Source organism: Bordetella genomosp. 4, from assembly GCF_002261185.1.
Classification (GTDB): Bacteria; Pseudomonadota; Gammaproteobacteria; order Burkholderiales; family Burkholderiaceae_B; genus Bordetella_A.
The window spans coordinates 1-17,453 of the sequence record NZ_NEVQ01000019.1 but is presented as its reverse complement, the minus strand read 5'-3'; the positions used below and the strand labels follow the sequence as shown (position 1 = coordinate 17,453).

At 61.6% G+C, this 17,453-nt stretch carries 15 protein-coding genes; 12 read left to right on the top strand and 3 right to left on the bottom strand.

What is annotated here, in order from left to right:
* The first annotated feature begins 663 nt into the window (after positions 1–663).
* From CAL20_RS18705 to CAL20_RS18690, 4 genes are all read left to right on the top strand, one after another.
* A complete protein-coding gene (locus tag CAL20_RS18705) occupies positions 664–1,392 on the top strand; it encodes a hypothetical protein (RefSeq protein ID WP_179266701.1) in 729 nt (242 codons plus the stop codon).
* Positions 1,393–1,520: 128 nt separating this feature from the next.
* Positions 1,521–1,838 carry a DUF883 family protein gene (locus CAL20_RS18700; RefSeq protein ID WP_094822531.1) on the top strand — a complete coding sequence of 106 codons (318 nt, stop codon included), beginning with the start codon at positions 1,521–1,523 and terminating at the stop codon, positions 1,836–1,838.
* Between the two features lie 38 nt (positions 1,839–1,876).
* Positions 1,877–2,356, top strand: coding sequence for a phage holin family protein (locus CAL20_RS18695; protein ID WP_094822530.1), 480 nt, complete (start codon positions 1,877–1,879; stop codon positions 2,354–2,356).
* Between the two features lie 3 nt (positions 2,357–2,359).
* Positions 2,360–2,749, top strand: a complete 390-nt coding sequence (locus CAL20_RS18690) for a hypothetical protein (RefSeq protein WP_094838630.1) — start codon at positions 2,360–2,362, stop codon at positions 2,747–2,749.
* 112 nt (positions 2,750–2,861) lie between these two features.
* Here the strand turns inward: CAL20_RS18690 and CAL20_RS18685 are convergent, their stop codons facing one another.
* Entirely contained in the window at positions 2,862–4,406 is a 1,545-nt protein-coding gene (locus tag CAL20_RS18685) for a UbiD family decarboxylase (protein WP_094838629.1), read from the bottom strand.
* 85 nt (positions 4,407–4,491) lie between these two features.
* Here CAL20_RS18685 and CAL20_RS18680 point away from each other — a divergent pair, with 85 nt between their 5' ends.
* On the top strand, positions 4,492–5,325 hold the full coding sequence (locus CAL20_RS18680; RefSeq protein ID WP_094822527.1) for a lytic transglycosylase domain-containing protein: 834 nt from the start codon (positions 4,492–4,494) through the stop codon (positions 5,323–5,325).
* 182 nt (positions 5,326–5,507) lie between these two features.
* Here CAL20_RS18680 and CAL20_RS18675 read toward each other — a convergent pair whose 3' ends face one another.
* Positions 5,508–6,662, bottom strand: a complete 1,155-nt coding sequence (locus CAL20_RS18675) for a pyridoxal phosphate-dependent aminotransferase (protein ID WP_094822526.1) — start codon at positions 6,660–6,662, stop codon at positions 5,508–5,510.
* A gap of 31 nt (positions 6,663–6,693) precedes the next feature.
* Here CAL20_RS18675 and CAL20_RS18670 point away from each other — a divergent pair, with 31 nt between their 5' ends.
* The 4 genes from CAL20_RS18670 to CAL20_RS18655 all read left to right on the top strand — a co-directional run bounded on the left by CAL20_RS18670 (position 6,694) and on the right by CAL20_RS18655 (position 11,898).
* Positions 6,694–7,794 (top strand): hypothetical protein, encoded by a 1,101-nt coding sequence (locus tag CAL20_RS18670; RefSeq protein WP_094822525.1) that lies wholly within the window; start codon positions 6,694–6,696, stop codon positions 7,792–7,794.
* A 144-nt stretch (positions 7,795–7,938) separates the two neighbouring features.
* Complete coding sequence (locus CAL20_RS18665; RefSeq protein ID WP_094822524.1) at positions 7,939–10,227, top strand: NADP-dependent malic enzyme; 2,289 nt, start codon at positions 7,939–7,941, stop codon at positions 10,225–10,227.
* Positions 10,228–10,273: 46 nt separating this feature from the next.
* Positions 10,274–11,437: a patatin-like phospholipase family protein gene (locus tag CAL20_RS18660; protein WP_256981635.1), complete on the top strand. Its 1,164-nt coding sequence runs from the start codon at positions 10,274–10,276 to the stop codon at positions 11,435–11,437.
* Complete coding sequence (locus tag CAL20_RS18655) at positions 11,434–11,898, top strand: barstar family protein (protein WP_094822522.1); 465 nt, start codon at positions 11,434–11,436, stop codon at positions 11,896–11,898. The genes CAL20_RS18660 and CAL20_RS18655 overlap by 4 nt, the downstream gene beginning before the upstream one ends.
* Before the next feature lie 100 nt (positions 11,899–11,998).
* On the opposite strand, the gene CAL20_RS18650 is transcribed toward CAL20_RS18655, so the two are convergent.
* Positions 11,999–12,739: a 16S rRNA (uracil(1498)-N(3))-methyltransferase gene (locus tag CAL20_RS18650; protein WP_094838627.1), complete on the bottom strand. Its 741-nt coding sequence runs from the start codon at positions 12,737–12,739 to the stop codon at positions 11,999–12,001.
* Between the two features lie 228 nt (positions 12,740–12,967).
* Here CAL20_RS18650 and tkt point away from each other — a divergent pair, with 228 nt between their 5' ends.
* Genes tkt through CAL20_RS18635 form a run of 3 tightly spaced genes read left to right on the top strand, consistent with a single transcriptional unit; the run spans position 12,968 to position 17,230 of the window.
* Entirely contained in the window at positions 12,968–15,004 is a 2,037-nt protein-coding gene (gene tkt, locus CAL20_RS18645) for a transketolase (RefSeq protein ID WP_094822520.1), read from the top strand.
* Positions 15,005–15,019: 15 nt separating this feature from the next.
* Positions 15,020–16,030 carry a type I glyceraldehyde-3-phosphate dehydrogenase gene (gene gap / locus CAL20_RS18640; RefSeq protein ID WP_094822519.1) on the top strand — a complete coding sequence of 337 codons (1,011 nt, stop codon included), beginning with the start codon at positions 15,020–15,022 and terminating at the stop codon, positions 16,028–16,030.
* 6 nt (positions 16,031–16,036) lie between these two features.
* A complete protein-coding gene (locus CAL20_RS18635; RefSeq protein ID WP_094822518.1) occupies positions 16,037–17,230 on the top strand; it encodes a phosphoglycerate kinase in 1,194 nt (397 codons plus the stop codon).
* The last annotated feature ends 223 nt before the right edge of the window (positions 17,231–17,453 follow it).

Genomic DNA, 17,453 nt, shown 5'->3' with positions numbered 1-17,453 from the left:
AGCTGCCGTCGAGCGGGGGGCATTCGTGTCCGCAATGCAATGTAGCCCACAACCGCGACGTCAACGCGGCGCATGATGTATTAGCCGCCGGGCTGGCGGTGTTAGCCCATGGAGAAACGGTAAGACCTGAGTGCATGAGGGATAGTGTGCAACGGCTCGGTTCGGTGAAGTGGGAATCCCGTTCCTTTAAGGAAGGGAGCAGTCAAGAAATGATCAGCCTGGCGAGACGGGCCCGTGTACATGGAGAATCATAGGGACCGCAATACATCCCTACAACTTTTGATTTATTGGATTGATATAGCTATAAGTGATTAGTCGACAGTATCAACGCCTCTTAGCCAACCGACGCAAGATTCATGCCATTGAGGCGGGAGTGTGCCGGATTGGCGCTTGCGCTGTTGTGGGGCATGGCTTTCCAGGGAAATGCCCCTTCTTGGGGCAATAAGCACTGCTGTGGTGCCAGGGCCGACGCCATCTGGTATTGGTTTGCCGCCAGCGAGATACTGAGGGCGCAGGATAGCCGCGCGGTACTCGGAGCGGTTCCGGGGCCGGTAGAAGCCTTTCTCTTGTCTTTGCACACAGCGCGAATTAAACACGGCTTGAAACGTGTAAATCAGACAAACGGTGTAGCATCCAGATGTCATATTTCAGTCTGGAGTCCCGGTGGCGGCACGATATCTTTCTTTCCTGATTCTGGCGGGCTGCGCCAGTGTGACGGCTCCCGCGGTGGCTGGCGTGTGCGATGCGCGTTTCATGCACGACGGCGGGGCGGTGCAATTGAAGGGGTCCGGCAATTTACAGCTGGGCGCCGATTTGACGTTTGCCGAGGTGTCCAAGACAGACTCGGCCAATTGCCGCGCGCGGGTGCAAGGCACGGCGATGTTCAGCTATGCCGGTTTGCCGGCGAGCCAGTCCAAACTGGACTATCTGATGACCATCAAACAAGGCCAGGCGAGTTTTGTGCGTTATGCCCAGGCGGGTGAGCAGCCTTCGTCGCAAGGCCAATTCGATCTGCGCATGCTGGGACTGTTTGCCTACGATGGCGCCATCACCGGGCAGGGCCAGCGCATGCCGGGCGCGACCTATCGATTGAATATCGGCAAAGAGGCCCCCGTTGGCGGACAGCCCAGCACGGTCGTGCGCATTGGCGAGAAAACCGTCGGCGCCAAATCCACGCTGGATACCGCATTGGGGCGTCAATCATGCTGGCCGATCCGTTATACGCGGGATACCGATCCCACGATGGCGACGTTCAAGGGGCTGACCTTGCCTATTCCAGGTATGAATACCACGGTCACCGATTGGTTTTGCCCGAGCGTAAACTTAGTCATGCGTCAGGACATTGATCAGGGTGGCGTGAAGTCCGCGGTTGAAATCACGCAGGTCAGATAAGAGTAGGGCTTGTGGAATCCACCACCTGCCTATACATATATATTGCAATGTCATCGTTGCCTGGCTGCGAGAGTCGCAACAGGCTGGTATGATGAACCTGTCATCGACCTTACTCATAGGGAGCTTTTATGCCTACACGACGTTCCGAGGAAGCCGCTAAAGAAAAACTCATCGATAGCGTGAAAAGCAGCCTGAGCGATGCCGAAGACCTGTTGCGCGAGGCCGCGTCCAGCTCTGGCGAAAAGGCCTCCGAATTGCGCGATCGCGCATTGGCGTCGCTGAAACGCACGCGCGAGGCGCTGTACGACGCGCAAGACGCCGTATTGGAACGCGGTCGCAAGGCCGCGCGCGCGACCGATGATTATGTGCACGACAATCCCTGGCAAGCCATCGGCGTTGCAGGCGTGACCGGCCTGCTGCTTGGTTTGCTGATCGCTCGCCGATAAAGGCACGGGCCGGCCTTTGGTGCCGGCCCGGTCTTATTATGGGCTTGCGCACATCTGTATCCAGCGTGGCCAGCAGCCTGGTAGGGATGCTGCGTACGCGCCTGGAATTATTCTCCCTCGAGGCAGCCGAAGAAAAAACGCGGTTGATCAAGCTGTTGGGCTCGGCATTCGCGGCGTTGCTGTTTTTGACGTTGGCGGTGCTGGTGTTCACGGTCACCATCGCGGTGGCGTTCTGGCCTACAGAAAATCGTTATGTAGCGCTGGGACTCCTGGCCGCGATATATGCCTTGATCGGTCTCGTATTGCTGCTGTCGATACGCCGTCAGTTGCTGTTCGGCCCCATGCCTTTTGCTGCGACGGTCGAAGAACTCGGCCGCGATGCCGAGTTGCTGGATCGTGTTCGTGCTGCGCAGGATGAGGCCGAACAAGCCGAGCAAGACGAACGCGACGAAAGAGCCGAGCAAGAGGCGCGCGCCACGCGTGCCCGGCAGGCCGCTGCTCGACGGGCACGGAGCTGACCTATGGCGAAACCCACGACTGCTGTTGACCGTGCCGTTCGCATTGAGCTGCTGCGTGCTCGAGCGGCGCTCGAACGAGAATCGCTGGCGCACGATATTGTGTCGACGACGCGCTCGCTCAGGCCCGGCAATCTCGTCAAGCGTTGGTTGCCCAGTTTAGGGCAGGCCAATCTGTCCAAACTATTATGGCAGGGCTTTACGTTGGCCCGGCGCTATCCTTTTGTCAGCTCTACGCTGTCTGCGCTGGTCATGGGGCGCGGCAAGCGCTCGGGTTTGATCAAGCTGGCCGGTGGCGCGTTATTGGGCTGGCAAGCCTTTAAGGCTTGGCGCGATTCGCGTGGCAGGTCATCGTCCGATGTCGAGGATGATGTCAGCCCGTCACGTGAACGGTGAGGCACGACAATCCACACTGATGCCCGATACCGGAGCGCTTGCGCGCCCGGTTTTGGGCGATGCAGTCCAGGCCAGTGTTCGAGAGCACTGGCACATGCTATTCACGCGGGTGTTATAGCCCCAAATCCCCCCATATTGCATCCACGCGTTGTTTGACGTCTTGGTCCATGGTGATAGGCCGGCCCCATTCGCGGTCCGTTTCACCCGGCCATTTATTGGTGGCGTCCAGTCCCATCTTGCCGCCCAGGCCCGAGACCGGCGAGGCAAAGTCCAGGTAGTCGATCGGTGTGCGCTCGACCATGACGGTATCGCGCACCGGGTCCATGCGTGTGGTGATGGCCCAGATAACCTCTTTCCAGTCACGCACGTCGATGTCTTCGTCCACGACGACAATGAATTTCGTGTACATGAATTGGCGCAGCACGCTCCAGATGCCGAACATGATGCGTTTGGCGTGTCCGGCGTACTGTTTGCGCATCGAGACCACGGCCAACCGATAGCTGCAACCTTCCGGGGGCAGGTAAAAGTCGACGATTTCCGGGAATTGACGGCGCAACAACGGCACAAAAACTTCATTCAGCGCCACCCCCAGAACCGCCGGTTCATCCGGCGGTTTGCCCGTGTAAGTCGAGTGATAGACCGGATTGCGGCGCATGGTGATGCGGTCCACCGTAAAGACGGGGAACCAGTCTTGCTCGTTGTAATAGCCCGTATGGTCGCCATAGGGCCCTTCCAGCGCCATTTCGTAGCCTGTGTCCGGAGGGGGAGGCACCCCGTCGGGAATGGTGGGTGCGATGGCGCGTGGGTCCGTGGCCGGCAGTAAATGGCCTTCCAGGACAATTTCGGCCCAGGCCGGCACCGAGAGCTCGCTGCCAATGGCTTGGGCGACTTCTGTGCGCGAGCCGCGCAGCAGGCCGGCGAATTGATATTCGGACAGGCTGTCCGGGACGGGGGTGACGGCCCCCAGGATCGTGGCCGGGTCTGCCCCCAAGGCAACCGCGACGGGGAAGGGCGTGCCCGGGTGGGCGCGCGCGTGCTCACGAAAATCCAGTGCGCCGCCGCGATGCGACAGCCAGCGCATGATCAATTTGTTTGGCGCGATAGGCTGCTGGCGATAAATCCCGAGATTCTGCCGGCGTGCATTGGGCCCTCGGGTGATGACCAGGCCCCACGTCAGCAACGGCGCTACATCGCCGGGCCAGCAGGTTTGCAGCGGCAGCCGGCTCAGGTCCACGTCCGCGCCCTCCCATACGATCTCCTGGCAGGCCGGGCTGCGCACTCGCTTGGGAGCCATGTCCCAGAGGGCGGATTTCAACATGGCGACTTTACCGAAGGCGTCGCGCAGGCTGCGCGGGGCCTCGGGTTCGCGTAGCGAGGCCAGTAATTCGCCGGTCTCTCGCAGGGCGCTGACGTCCTCGGCGCCCATGCCCCACGCGACGCGCTTGGGCGTGCCAAACAGGTTGGCCAGCACCGGAATTTCGGCCCGCGTGCCATTGTGGACGGCATTTTCGAACAGCAAAGCGGGCCCTTCGGCGCGCAAAACGCGATCGGCGATCTCAGTTATTTCAAGATGTGTCGATACTGGCGTGGCAATGCGTTTGAGCTCACCGCGCTGCTCCAGTTGCTGTAAAAAGTCTCTCAGGTCACGGTATTTCACTACAGATCCAGGTCAATTCGTTACATTTTAAAGTCAGAAGAGAGGTTAACATCCAGGCCTCTTCTTTATCACGCAGGAGGTCACCATGCCCGATGCGTCAGTGGCAGGCCTGTTCCGTCAGTCCGCCCAAGGAGTGCACCACCGTCTTGCTGAATGGTTGCGTATCTGCTGTACCTATCTGGGTATTGCCGTCATTGTCACCATAAGTATGAGCCTCGCTTTGCCCGGTTTGCGCGACCAGGCCCTGCAGGTGCACAAAGCCTTGTTGACCGCTTTAGCGCCTACATCCGTGCCGTCCGGCTCGCTCGCCGATGCCAACGACGATCCTCTCTATGACACCCCTTCAGCGGTAGCCATGGCGATCCCCGCTGCGCCGTCCAGCAATGCCACCGGCTTTCTGGGCCCGTTGCGCAGCGATCTGCCCCCGGCTCCTCCCAAAAAGGTGTTACGTACTGCTGTGTCCGGCCCTCAGGCCGAGGCGCTGCGCAACTATATCTCGCGCAAGTACCGCGTGGCGTATGACGCGACAGGTGTCTTGGTCAATGCGACGTATCGCGTCGCACGCGAAAAAGATCTGGATCCGCTATTGCTGTTGGCGGTCATCGCGATCGAATCCCGCTATAACCCCTTTGCGGAAAGTTCCGTGGGCGCGCAGGGCCTGATGCAGGTCATGACGCGCGTGCACCAGGACAAATTCGACAAATTGGGCGAGGGCGCCAGCGCGCTCGATCCGATTTCGAATATCCGCGTCGGCAGCACCATCCTGAAGGACTGCATCTCGCGCCGTGGATCGGTGGAGGGCGGTTTGGCTTGCTATGTTGGGGCAACAGGTCCCAGCGATGGCGGCTATGGCGCCAAGGTCCAGGCCGAACGTCGCCGGCTGGCCTTGGCGGCCGGGATCGCGTTGGCGCGGGATTGATCTAATCTTGCCAAACCATTGCTGACGGCTTAGAAACAACGAGGCCGGTATTACGGCCGTTTGTACTGTACCGAGGGCGCACGCTTTGAACAGCCCTGTCGCGAAAGGGGCAAGGCCTTCAGAGGCGCCCCGGTTTTCCCGGGCAGCAACGCGCCTCGTCGGCTCGTGTACTCAGTCGCCGTCTACAGCACTGTGCCAATGCGTCGCACAGCTTCTTGCAAACGGTCCAATCCCGTGGCGTACGAGAATCGCATCGTGTGGTGACCATGCGCCGGGCCGAAATCGAGCCCGGGCACTGCCGCAACGCCTGCTTCGTGCAGCAGCCGATGCGCGAACGCGGAGCTGTCAACGCCCATCGCGGCAATGTCCGCATAGATATAAAACGCACCATCCGGCTTGACCGGCACATGCAGGCCCAGCCGTTCGAACTCCGGCAGTAAATAGTCGCGGCGCTGCTTAAAGGCCTCGCGGCGGTGTTCGTAGATTTTGAGCGTGTCGGGCGCAAAGCAGGCCAGGGCGGCATGCTGCGCCAGTGTGGGCGCGCAGATTGCCAGGCTGGCGGCCATTTTTTCGACGGGGCCGGCCAGGCGTTCGGGCACGATCATCCAGCCGAGCCGCCATCCCGTCATGTGGAAGTATTTTGAGAAACTGTTGATGACGATGATGTCATCATCCAGCGTCAGAGCCGAGCGCGCTTCGTTTTCGTAACTGAGTCCCAGATAGATCTCATCGACGATGGCGAAACCCTGGCGCTCGCGCACGGCATGCAGCAAGGCGGCCAACTCGTCGCGCGCGATGCTGGTGCCCGTCGGATTGCTGGGCGAGGCGACCAGCACTCCTCGCGTTGCCGGCGTCCAGTGGTCCCGCACGTCCTGCGCCGAGAGCTGGAATCGCTTTTCCGCCGTACTGGGGATCAAGCGGGGGCGTCCGCCGGCAGCCAGAATGAAATTGCTATTTGCCGGGTACGAGGGGTCGGGCATCAGGACTTCCGCGCCAGTGTCCACCATGGCGGCGCAAGCCAATGACAGGGCGCCGGAAGCGCCAGCGGTGACGATGACGCGCGCGGGGTCGATCTTGGCGCCGAACTCAGTTGCGTAGAATTGGGCAATGGCCTCGCGCAATCCGGCCACGCCGGCGGGGGCGCTATATCCGCTCAGACCTGCTCGCGCGGCGCGATCCAGGGCTTCCACGACTTGGGCGGGCGCGGTAAAGTCCGGCTCGCCTATTCCGAGGCTGACGATGTCACGGCCGGCGGCTTGCAATGCCTGAGCCTCTTTAAAGACTTCGACGGCGTGAAAGGTCAGGAATTCTTGGGCGCGTGAGGCAAGGCGCAACATGGCAGTTCTCGTAACGAAAAAGGAATTGTAGATGCAGCCATCGCGGCGCGCATTTCTCTTTGGCCGGCAAACACCACGTACGCCCTGGGATGCGTTTTTGCAGCGCCTGGGGCGGCTGGTGCAAGGGCGGCTGCTCAACCTGCCGGCTGAGGCGCTCAGGCAAGGGCGGGCACACAGTCCCGGGACGCACGGGCCGGGACCCGCTCTCACGACAGAGACGCCGAATCGCGCTCGCCTGATTCCTGTGCATCGCGACGACGTGCGGCAAGCGCGGGCGCTCTGTGCCGAATACGGCGTGGTGTTGCAACTCGGCGGCCTGGCCGGCGCAGGGTCCGTGGCGGCGAATGCGCCTAAAGCGCCCAATCCCCTTGATCATCGTCCGGTCGATGGGCCTGATTGGGAATATGCAGAGACGCTGACTCTGGGCGATGTACTGGAGGTAGATCCGTCGGGCCTGGACACCTTCATCCACGATCCCAAGACCGGTCGGTGGGTCGCGCAGCCAGGGTGCCGGGTCGGCGAGCTGGCGGCATCCGGGCTGCCGCAGTTTCGCGACGCCCCCCCTGAATGGACCTTGGCCGTCTGGTTGGCGAAATCTCATGCTTGGCCCCCGGGCGCCACTGCCATGAGCGGCGTAATGGAGGCCGAATTGCTGTTTTCCGACGGCACGACCGAGACACTGGGGGCATTTGGCGCCTCCGATGTGAGGCCCTTGCGATCTGCGATGGTGCAGCGCCTGGTGCCCGCGCTGTTTCAGTTGTCGTCGTCTCCAGACGCGGTGACCTGCCGCGAGGCTCCTCGGTGGCCGTGTTGTTATAGACTGGATGCGTTACAGCCAGCGGCGCCTGCAGAGGTCAACCTCGCGCAATTGTTACTGGGGCACGGCGGCGCGTTGGCCTGGGTTGAGTCTGTCACATTGATTCCCGTCGAGCCGGCGACGGTTCAGCAGGCAGTGCTAGAGGGAACCGATGCGAGCGCGCGCACCGTTGCCTCGTCACCTCTGGCCGAAACACTGCCTGGTCCCGCGGCCTTGCGCGGATCGGCATCCTCGGACGATAAAGTAGTCAATGCAGCCCGCCGGCTGCAAATTCGCATCAAAAACGCGTTTGATCCTTTGGATATTTATGGCTGAGCCGCAATGCCTTTCCGCCCGTGCCATTCCTGTCACGCTGGCGACGCCGTTTTTACCGGCTGCACCTGTCATCTGGCAGTAAGATAATCGCCTCTCTAAGCTAGAATTCCCCACTTTCGTCGATCAACCGAGTAAGCCCGCAATATGGATGCCAATTTTCGCAAAGCCGCACTTGATTATCATGAGTCCGGCCGCCCCGGCAAAATCGCTGTCACGCCGACCAAACAGTTGTCGAACCAGCGTGATTTGGCGCTGGCTTACTCCCCCGGTGTGGCGGCAGCCTGTGAAGAAATCGTCAGCGACCCTGTCAATGCGGTGCGGTTCACGGCACGCGGCAACTTGGTCGGCGTGATTACCAACGGGACCGCTGTGCTGGGCCTGGGCAACATCGGTGCGCTGGCTTCCAAGCCCGTCATGGAAGGCAAGGCCGTCTTGTTCAAGAAGTTCGCCGGCCTGGACGTGTTCGATATCGAGATCAACGAGACCGACCCGGACAAACTGGTCGAAATCATCGCGGGCCTGGAGCCGACTTTCGGTGGCATCAACCTCGAGGATATCAAGGCCCCCGAGTGCTTTACGGTCGAGCGCAAGCTGCGCGAGCGCATGAAAATCCCGGTGTTCCACGACGACCAGCATGGCACGGCCATCTGCGTCTCGGCGGCCTTTATCAACGGCCTGAAAGTCGTGGGCAAAGCGATCGATCAGGTCAAGGTCGTGACCTCGGGCGCCGGCGCGGCCGCACTGGCCTGCCTGGACCTGATGGTGGATCTGGGCGTGCCCATTGAAAACATCTGGGTGACCGACATCGAGGGCGTGGTCTACGAAGGGCGCGTCGCGTTGATGGACCCGGACAAGGCCCGTTTTGCCCAAAAGACCGAACAGCGCAAGCTGGCCGAGGTCATCCAGGGCGCAGACGTGTTCCTCGGCCTGTCGGCGGGCGGAGTGCTCAAGCCCGAGATGGTCGCCTCGATGGCGGCTCGCCCCGTGATCCTGGCCTTGGCCAATCCCAATCCCGAGATCCTGCCCGAGGACGCCCACGCGGTGCGCGACGACGTCGTGATGGCGACGGGCCGCTCCGACTATCCGAACCAGGTCAACAACGTTCTGTGCTTTCCCTATATTTTCCGCGGTGCGCTGGATGTCGGCGCCACCACGATTACGCGTGAAATGGAAATGGCGGCGGTGCACGCCATCGCCAAACTTGCCCAGGAAGAGCAAAACGAAGTCGTGGCGGCCGCCTATGGCACGTACGACATCAGCTTTGGCCCTGAATACCTGATTCCCAAGCCGTTCGACCCGCGTTTGATTACCCGCATTGCGCCGGCCGTGGCCAAGGCGGCCATGGAAGGCGGGGTCGCGACGCGCCCGTTGGCGGACCTGGAAGCCTACGTCGAGCAACTGCAGCAATTCGTGTATCACTCCGGCGCATTCATGAAGCCCCTGTACTCGGCCGCCAAGACGCTGGTGCGTGAGGGCGGCAAGGCGCGCATCGTCTTCACCGAGGGCGAAGACGAACGCGTGCTGCGCGCCGTGCAAGTGGTGGTCGACGAGGGGCTGGCCAAACCCATTCTGGTCGGGCGCCCCGCGGTGCTGGCGGCACGTATCGAGAAATATGGCCTGCGTCTGCGCCTGGGCGAGGACGTCGAGGTCACCAACCCCGAGTACGACGAGCGATTCCACCAATACTGGACCACGTACTGGGAAATGATGTGCCGCCGCGGCATCACCAAGGAAATGGCCCGCGTAGAAATGCGCCGCCGCCTGACGCTGATCGGCGCCATGATGCTGCATCGCGGCGAGGCCGACGGCATGATCTGCGGTGTGGTGAGTTCCTACGCAGAGCACCTCCGTTTCATCGACGAAGTGATCGGCAAACGTCCCGGCGCCAACGTTTACGCCGCCATGAACGTCCTGTTGCTCGACGAGCGCGTGGTGGCGTTGGTGGACACCCACGTCAACGACAATCCCACGGCCGAACAGATCGCAGAGATCACGATCGCCGCGGCCGAGCAGATGAAGCGCCTGAATCTGGCGCCCAAGATCGCGCTGCTGTCGCGTTCGAATTTCGGCACGGGCAGTTCGTCTTCGGGTGCGAAAATGCGCGAAGCCCTGGCTCTGGTGCGCGAAGCCGCCCCGGACCTGGAAATCGACGGCGAAATGCACGGTGATTGCGCGTTGGACGAGGCGCTGCGCACCCGCATCCTGCCGTCGTCGACGCTCAAAGGCGCCGCCAACCTGTTGGTTTGCCCCAACGTGGATTCCGGCAACATCGCGTACAACCTGCTCAAGACAGCTGCGGGCGGCAATGTCGCCGTGGGACCGTTCTTGCTGGGGGCCAATGCGCCCGTGCATATCTTGACGTCCAGTTCCACGGTGCGCCGTATCGTCAACATGACCGCCCTGGTCGTGGTTGATGCCAACATCCCCAACTAGCATCGCCCAGGCCACCGGCCAGTCCCGTTCTCCGACGGGGCTGGTGCTGACTGGCGGTGGCGCGCGCGCGGCCTATCAAGTCGGTGCGCTGCGCGCCGTGCTGGACATTCTCGATCCGGAATCCCGTCCGGGATTTCACAATCCCTTTCCCATCATTTGCGGCACCTCAGCGGGCTCCATCAATGCCACCGCTTTGGCCTGCCGTGCCGATCGTCCGCATCTCGCCGTGCGGCGCATTCAGCGCCTCTGGGAATCGTTGCACACCAGTATGGTGTACCGGGCCGATGCGCCGGGCTTGATCAAGACCGGCGTGCGTTGGCTGGGCTTGCTGGCCCTGGGCTGGATGTTTTCCGGTCTGGGCCGTGAGCGGCCCCGGTCATTGCTGGACAACAAGCCGTTGGCCGAGTTGTTGACGCGCGTACTTGATTTCGAGCATTTGCACGCCAACCTGCAGCACAACGCCTTGAGCGCCTTGGCGATTACTGCCTCGGGGTTTACCAGCGGCGAGCATCTGACCTTTTATCAGGCCAACCACGCGATTGATCCCTGGCACCGTTCATTGCGGCGGGCGCTGTCCGTGCGCATCGGTGTCGAGCATTTGATGGCGTCCTCGTCCATTCCGTTTGTTTTTCCGGCACAACCCGTTGACGTGCAGGGCCAGCGCGAGTGGTGCGGTGATGGTTCCATGCGACAGTTGGCACCCATCAGCCCCGCGATCCATTTGGGAGCTGCCCGGGTGTTGGTAATAGGCACCAGTTTTCGTGATGAGACGCATCCCGAAAAACGCGAGGCCTCGCCGCCTTATCCCAGTCTGGCGCAGGTGGGCGGTCATGTGTTGTCCAGCATCTTTTTAGACGGCTTATCGATGGATCTCGAGCGTCTGGAACGGATTAACGCACTGGTCACTTACATTGGCCATGATCCGGCTGTAGGCGGAGGTGCCCGGCGTGTGAACGTCTTGACATTGACTCCTAGTCAATCGTTGGACCTGTTGGCGCTCGATTATTTATCTGAAATGCCCCTCGAAGCCCGTACCCTTTTTCGCGTACTCGGTGTATCGTCCGACCCTGATCGTTCGGGTGGTGGCGCGTTGTTGTCTTATTTATTGTTCGAGGGCGCTTACACACAACGATTGATTGAACTGGGGTATGCCGATACGATGCGGCGTAGCGAGGATGTCGTGGGTTTTTTCAAGGAGGGCCAGGCATGACGCACAATGGCCAGTCTACGTTGCAGCGCCAATTGAGCAGCGGTGGCGCGATCGATCATGGCGATTTGCAAAAAGAGGCCGTGGATGAGGCTGCGCGTGAGCTCGGATTGGCGTTCATGGTGGCCGAATGCGATCGGGCGCGCAGCCGGTCGGCGGTATTGCGGGCGATTGCCAAAGCGGTCGATTTTCCTGAATATTTTGGCGGGAATTTCGATGCGCTGTACGACTGTTTGTGTGACACCGTACTGGATCAAAAAACTGGTGTCGTGTTGTGGTTGGTGAAACTGCATTCTGGGGATCCCGCGTTGGCCGATGACGCAGCGCAGATCGAATCCGTGTGTGCGGATGTGGTGACGTTTGCACAGGAGAATGGGCGGGCGTTCAGTTACATCGTCGAGCATGCGGGCAAGCATCCGGATCCTGAGCCGGGAGTGGCTGCGGCGCGCTACGGAGAAGGGTGAGGTTCCCGATTGCCTGGGGTGTCTCTGTTCAGGCACCCGGCTGGGACTCACAGTAGTGGCATGCGTGGGATAGCAGAAGCCCCCGACAATCCCCGCCTCATCACCAACCCAGTATCGTCGTCACCGCCGAAATCAAGGCAAGCCCTGCCGTTTCGGTACGCAACACACGTGGCCCGAAACGCACAGGCTGGACGCCACATTGAGCAGCCAGAGCCAGCTCGGCCTCTGACCACCCGCCTTCCGGCCCAACGAGCAGGCTGAGCGATTGCAGCGGTTCGCGCTCAGCCGATGTAGCAAGGACATCGGCCAATGTCGCAATAGCATCCGGATGGCAGAGCACACGCAGGCCCGTGGCTGGCTGTTCCAGCCATTCGCGTAATCCCATCGGAGCATCGACGGCCATCAGCCGATTGCGCCCACACTGTTCCGCGGCGGATTGAGCGATGCGAGTCCAATGCGCCACACGCTTTTCCAGCCTGGCACCGCTGAGTTGCAACACGCTGCGTTGCGCGGCAATGGGTGTGACACAGCTCGCGCCAAGTTCGACGGCCTTTTCTATCACCCAGTCCATTTTGTCGCCCGAGGGCAAGCCCTGCACCAGCGTGATACTGCCTGCGAGCTCAGCCTCGCGAGGGTCGTGATCGCCCAATTGCGCCCAGGCCGATTTGCCGTCAATGCCCAGCGTTGCGGGGTATTCGCCGCCCAGGCCGTTAAACAGCACAATGGGCGCCCCGTCGCGCAGACGCAGCACGCGTACGGCATGATGCGCCAACGCATCCGGTAGAGACAGGCGGGCGCCCGGAGAAAGCGGGGTATCGCAGAAAAAACGCGGCAACGGCATGGCGATGAAATAACAGGACGCTCTAGAGCGCGGGCGGGCAAGAATATGCGTAGCCTACCACTCTGATCGGCCAAATTCAGGCGTACCGGCATGGCATGCCGTCGAGATATCGCCCGGGTTCGGCCCGGCGTCGCGTCGGGGTATCCCCGGATGCTAAAATCGTAAGCTTCACAATTCCTGTCACCTGGCCCCATTTTTGGCCGGCCGGAGTCTACGAGCCTTTTCCGCATGAGCCCATCCACTGCCCAACCCTTGGCCCTGGCCGACGCCATCCGCGTTCTAGCCATGGATGCTGTCCAACAAGCAAATTCGGGACACCCCGGCGCACCGATGGGGATGGCAGAAATAGCCCAGGCATTGTGGCTGGGGCATCTGCGCCACAATCCGGCCGATCCGGCCTGGGCCAACCGCGACCGTTTCGTGCTGTCCAACGGGCACGGCTCGATGTTGATCTACGCGCTGCTGCATCTGACTGGCTACGATCTGCCGATCGAGGAGTTGAAACAATTCCGCCAACTGCATTCCCGTACCCCGGGCCACCCCGAGGTGGGAATTACCCCGGGCGTCGAAACCACCACCGGTCCCCTGGGCCAGGGCGTGGCCAACGCCGTGGGGATGGCGCTGGCCGAGGCCCTGCTGGCCGCCGAGTTCAACAAGCCCGGCCTGCCGATCGTTGATCACTACACCTATGCATTTGTGGGCGACGGTTGCCTGATGGAAGGCATTTCCCACGAGGCTTGTTCCTTGGCCGGCACGCTGAAGCTCTCCAAGCTCGTCGTCCTGTACGACGACAACGGCATTTCCATCGACGGCCATGTCGAACACTGGTTTGGCGACGATACCGGCAAGCGTTTCGAGGGCTATGGCTGGAACGTCATCCGTGGCGTCGATGGCCACGATGTGGCCGCCGTCGATGCCGCGATTGCCCAGGCGCGCGCGCAGTCCGACAAGCCCACGCTGATTATTTGCCGCACCATCATCGGCAAGGGCGCACCCACGATGGCGGGCACGCACAACGTGCACGGTGCACCGTTGGGCGCCGAAGAAATCGCGGCGACGCGTGCCGCGTTGGGCTGGACAGCAGCGCCGTTCGAGCTGCCGCAAGCCGTGCGCGAGGGCTGGGATGCCCGCCAGGCCGGTGCCGAGGCGCAAACTGCATGGCAAGCCAGCTTTGATGCCTACGCGGCCAAATATCCCGCCGAAGCGGCTGAGTTCACTCGCCGCATGAAGGGTGAGCTTCCGGCAGACATCACCGAAAAACTTCAAGCCTTCATCCAGGCGACTGACGAAAAAGCCGAGACGGTCGCCACCCGCAAGGCCTCTCAATTCGCGATCGCGGCCCTGGCTGCTGCGTTGCCCGAGCTCCTGGGCGGCTCGGCCGACCTGACCGGTTCGAACTACACCGACTGGAAGGGCGTTGCACCGGTGCGCGCCGGCGAGCAGGGCATCCAGTTTGGCCGTCACATCAACTACGGCGTCCGCGAGTTCGGTATGTCGGCCATCATGAACGGCATTGCGCTGCATGGCGGTTATCTGCCGTTTGGCGGCACGTTCCTGACGTTCTCCGATTACTCGCGCAATGCCATCCGGATGGCTGCGTTGATGAAACAACGTGTGGTGCACGTGTTCACGCACGACTCCATCGGCCTGGGCGAAGACGGCCCCACGCATCAATCGATTGAGCACGCGTCCAGCCTGCGTTTGATTCCGAATCTGTCGGTATGGCGTCCTTGCGATACCACCGAGACAGCCGTGGCCTGGGCTAGCGCCGTGTCGCGTCCGGCCAGCATCGGCATGGACGTGCACGATGGCGGTCCGACCGCGCTGCTGCTGTCGCGCCAGAACCTGCCTTTCGTCCCGCGCGACGCTGACACGCTGAAAGCGATTGTCCGCGGTGGTTACGTTCTGCGAGACGCAGACGGCGCGCGTGCCGTTATCATCGCCACGGGCTCCGAGGTCGCTATCGCGCTGGCTGCACAAGAGCAGTTGGCCGCAGAGGGGATCGCGGTACGTGTGGTGTCCATGCCCAGCACTGACGTGTTCGACCGTCAGGATGCCGAGTGGAAACGCAGCGTATTGCCGCCGGGATTGCCGCGCGTCGCCGTCGAGGCGGGCACCACGGCGCTGTGGCACAAATACGTGGGTCTGGAGGGCGCCGTGGTCGGTATCGACCGTTACGGCGAATCCGCACCTGCGGGAGCCTTGTTCAAGTTCTTCGGTCTGACTGCCGACAAGGTAGCCGAGACTGTCAAGCAAGTTTTGTAAAAGGAGCTCTTAGTCATGACCATTCGCGTCGCCATTAACGGATACGGCCGCATCGGCCGCAACGTCCTGCGTGCCCACTACGAGGGCGGTAAAAAACACGACATCGAGATCGTTGCCATCAACGACCTGGGTGACCCCAAGACCAACGCGCACCTCACGCGCTACGACACCGCCCACGGCAAGTTCCCCGGCACGGTCGAGGTCGAAGGCGATTACATGATCGTCAATGGCGACAAGATCCGCGTCCTGGCTAATCGCAACCCGGCCGAATTGCCGTGGGGCGAGCTGAAAGTCGACGTCGTGATGGAATGCACGGGCTTTTTCACCTCGAAAGAAAAAGCCAGCGCCCACCTGAAAGGCGGCGCCAAGAAAGTCATCATCTCTGCCCCCGGCGGCAAAGACGTGGACGCGACCGTTGTGTACGGCGTAAACCACGGCGTGCTGAAAGCCACCGACACCGTCATCTCGAACGCTTCGTGCACCACCAACTGCCTGGCCCCGCTGGTCAAGCCGCTGCACGATGCACTGGGCCTGGAAAGCGGCCTGATGACCACGGTGCATGCCTACACCAACGACCAGGTTCTGACCGACGTCTACCACGAAGACCTGCGCCGCGCCCGCTCAGCCACCATGAGCATGATCCCCACCAAGACCGGCGCAGCTGCTGCCGTGGGTCTGGTGCTGCCCGAGTTGAATGGCAAGCTCGACGGCTTCGCCATCCGCGTGCCGACCATCAACGTGTCCATCGTTGACCTGTCGTTCATCGCCAAGCGCGAAACCTCCGTCGACGAAGTCAACAGCATCCTCAAGGCTGCCTCCGAAGGCGAGCTCAAAGGCATCCTGAACTACAACACCGAACCCCTGGTTTCGGTCGACTTCAACCACAACCCTGCCTCCAGCACCTACGACTCCACGTTGACCAAGGTCTCGGGCAAGCTGGTCAAGGTCTCGTCGTGGTACGACAACGAGTGGGGCTTCTCGAACCGCATGCTCGACACCACTGTCGCGCTGATGTCGGCCAAGTAACCCGCCATGGCCAAGGTCAATACCCTGTCCGCGCTGGCCAAGGCTGGCGCGCTGCATGGCAAGCGGGTGTTCATCCGTGCCGATCTGAACGTGCCGTTTGACGACGCGGGCCAGATCAGCGAAGACACACGTATCCGCGCTTCGGTGCCGGGCATTCGCCTGGCGCTCGATAGCGGTGCCGCTGTCATGGTGACCTCGCACCTGGGGCGCCCCACTGAGGGCGTACTGACCGACGCCGACTCGCTGGCCCGTGTGGGTCAGCGTTTGTCGCAGCTGCTGGGCATGCCCGTGCAGTTGGTCAAAGACTGGGTCGACGGCGTGACCGTCAACCCGGGCCAGGTTGTGTTGCTGGAAAACTGCCGCGTCAATCCCGGCGAAAAGAAAAACGACGAAACCTTGTCGCGCAAGATGGCGGCATTGTGCGACGTCTACGTCAACGATGCTTTCGGGACGGCACACCGTGCCGAGGCGACGACGCATGGCATCGCGCGTTTTGCGCCGATCGCTTGCGCGGGTCCGTTGCTCGAGGCCGAGCTGGACGCATTGGGCCGTGCTCTGCACGAACCAAAGCGCCCGTTGGTGGCCATCGTCGGCGGCTCCAAGGTCTCGACCAAGCTCTCCATCCTGCAATCGCTGGCCGACAAGGTCGACCAGTTGGTGGTGGGCGGCGGTATCGCCAATACCTTCATGCTGGCTGCTGGTTTGTCCATCGGTAAATCTTTGGCCGAACCCGACCAGGTCGAGCAGGCCCGTGCCGTGATCGACATCATGAAAAAACGCGGCGCAGAAGTCCCCATCCCGACGGATGTGGTGTGCGCCAAGTCGTTTGCAGCGGATGCCGAAGCCACCGTCAAGGCGGCCGATGCGGTTGCGGATGATGATCTGATCTTGGACATCGGCCCGCAGACTGCGCAACGTTTGGCTGGCATTTTGCAGCAGGCAGGCACCATTGTCTGGAACGGCCCCGTGGGCGTGTTCGAGTTCGATGCGTTTGCCAATGGCACCGAAGTCCTCGCGAAAGCGATCGCCGAATCACCTGCGTTTTCGATCGCAGGCGGTGGCGACACGCTGGCTGCCATCGCCAAATACGCGATCGCTGACAAGGTCGGCTATATCTCCACAGGTGGTGGCGCGTTCCTGGAATTCCTGGAAGGCAAATCCTTGCCGGCCGTGGCTATCCTTGAGGAACGTGCGGGCTGATCTTTGATGGGTTGTCGCTGTTGTTGTTAGTTGGAGAAATGCCAGGTGCGGGAGTGCTTGGCATTTTTTTTTGCTGATCGGTGAGTAGGGTTCTGATGGTCGTCGAGCCGAGGCAATCGGCCCGGCCGGGCTTCGCAAAGTCGGTCCGGCGCGCGGGCGCCGGACACCGTGTTCGCTCACCTCGTCCGGCCCGTTCGGGCCTACCTACGGTGTCCGCTCCACT

Excerpts from the sequence above, each read along its gene's own strand:
- CAL20_RS18700 (WP_094822531.1), top strand. The coding sequence starts at position 1,521 with ATGCCTACACGACGTTCCGAGGAAGCCGCTAAAGAAAAACTCATCGAT.
- CAL20_RS18695 (WP_094822530.1), top strand. The coding sequence starts at position 1,877 with ATGGGCTTGCGCACATCTGTATCCAGCGTGGCCAGCAGCCTGGTAGGG.
- CAL20_RS18690 (WP_094838630.1), top strand. The coding sequence starts at position 2,360 with ATGGCGAAACCCACGACTGCTGTTGACCGTGCCGTTCGCATTGAGCTG.
- CAL20_RS18680 (WP_094822527.1), top strand. The coding sequence starts at position 4,492 with ATGCCCGATGCGTCAGTGGCAGGCCTGTTCCGTCAGTCCGCCCAAGGA.
- CAL20_RS18675 (WP_094822526.1), bottom strand. The coding sequence starts at position 6,662 with ATGTTGCGCCTTGCCTCACGCGCCCAAGAATTCCTGACCTTTCACGCC.
- CAL20_RS18670 (WP_094822525.1), top strand. The coding sequence starts at position 6,694 with ATGCAGCCATCGCGGCGCGCATTTCTCTTTGGCCGGCAAACACCACGT.
- CAL20_RS18665 (WP_094822524.1), top strand. The coding sequence starts at position 7,939 with ATGGATGCCAATTTTCGCAAAGCCGCACTTGATTATCATGAGTCCGGC.
- CAL20_RS18655 (WP_094822522.1), top strand. The coding sequence starts at position 11,434 with ATGACGCACAATGGCCAGTCTACGTTGCAGCGCCAATTGAGCAGCGGT.
- CAL20_RS18650 (WP_094838627.1), bottom strand. The coding sequence starts at position 12,739 with ATGCCGTTGCCGCGTTTTTTCTGCGATACCCCGCTTTCTCCGGGCGCC.
- tkt (WP_094822520.1), top strand. The coding sequence starts at position 12,968 with ATGAGCCCATCCACTGCCCAACCCTTGGCCCTGGCCGACGCCATCCGC.
- gap (WP_094822519.1), top strand. The coding sequence starts at position 15,020 with ATGACCATTCGCGTCGCCATTAACGGATACGGCCGCATCGGCCGCAAC.
- CAL20_RS18635 (WP_094822518.1), top strand. The coding sequence starts at position 16,037 with ATGGCCAAGGTCAATACCCTGTCCGCGCTGGCCAAGGCTGGCGCGCTG.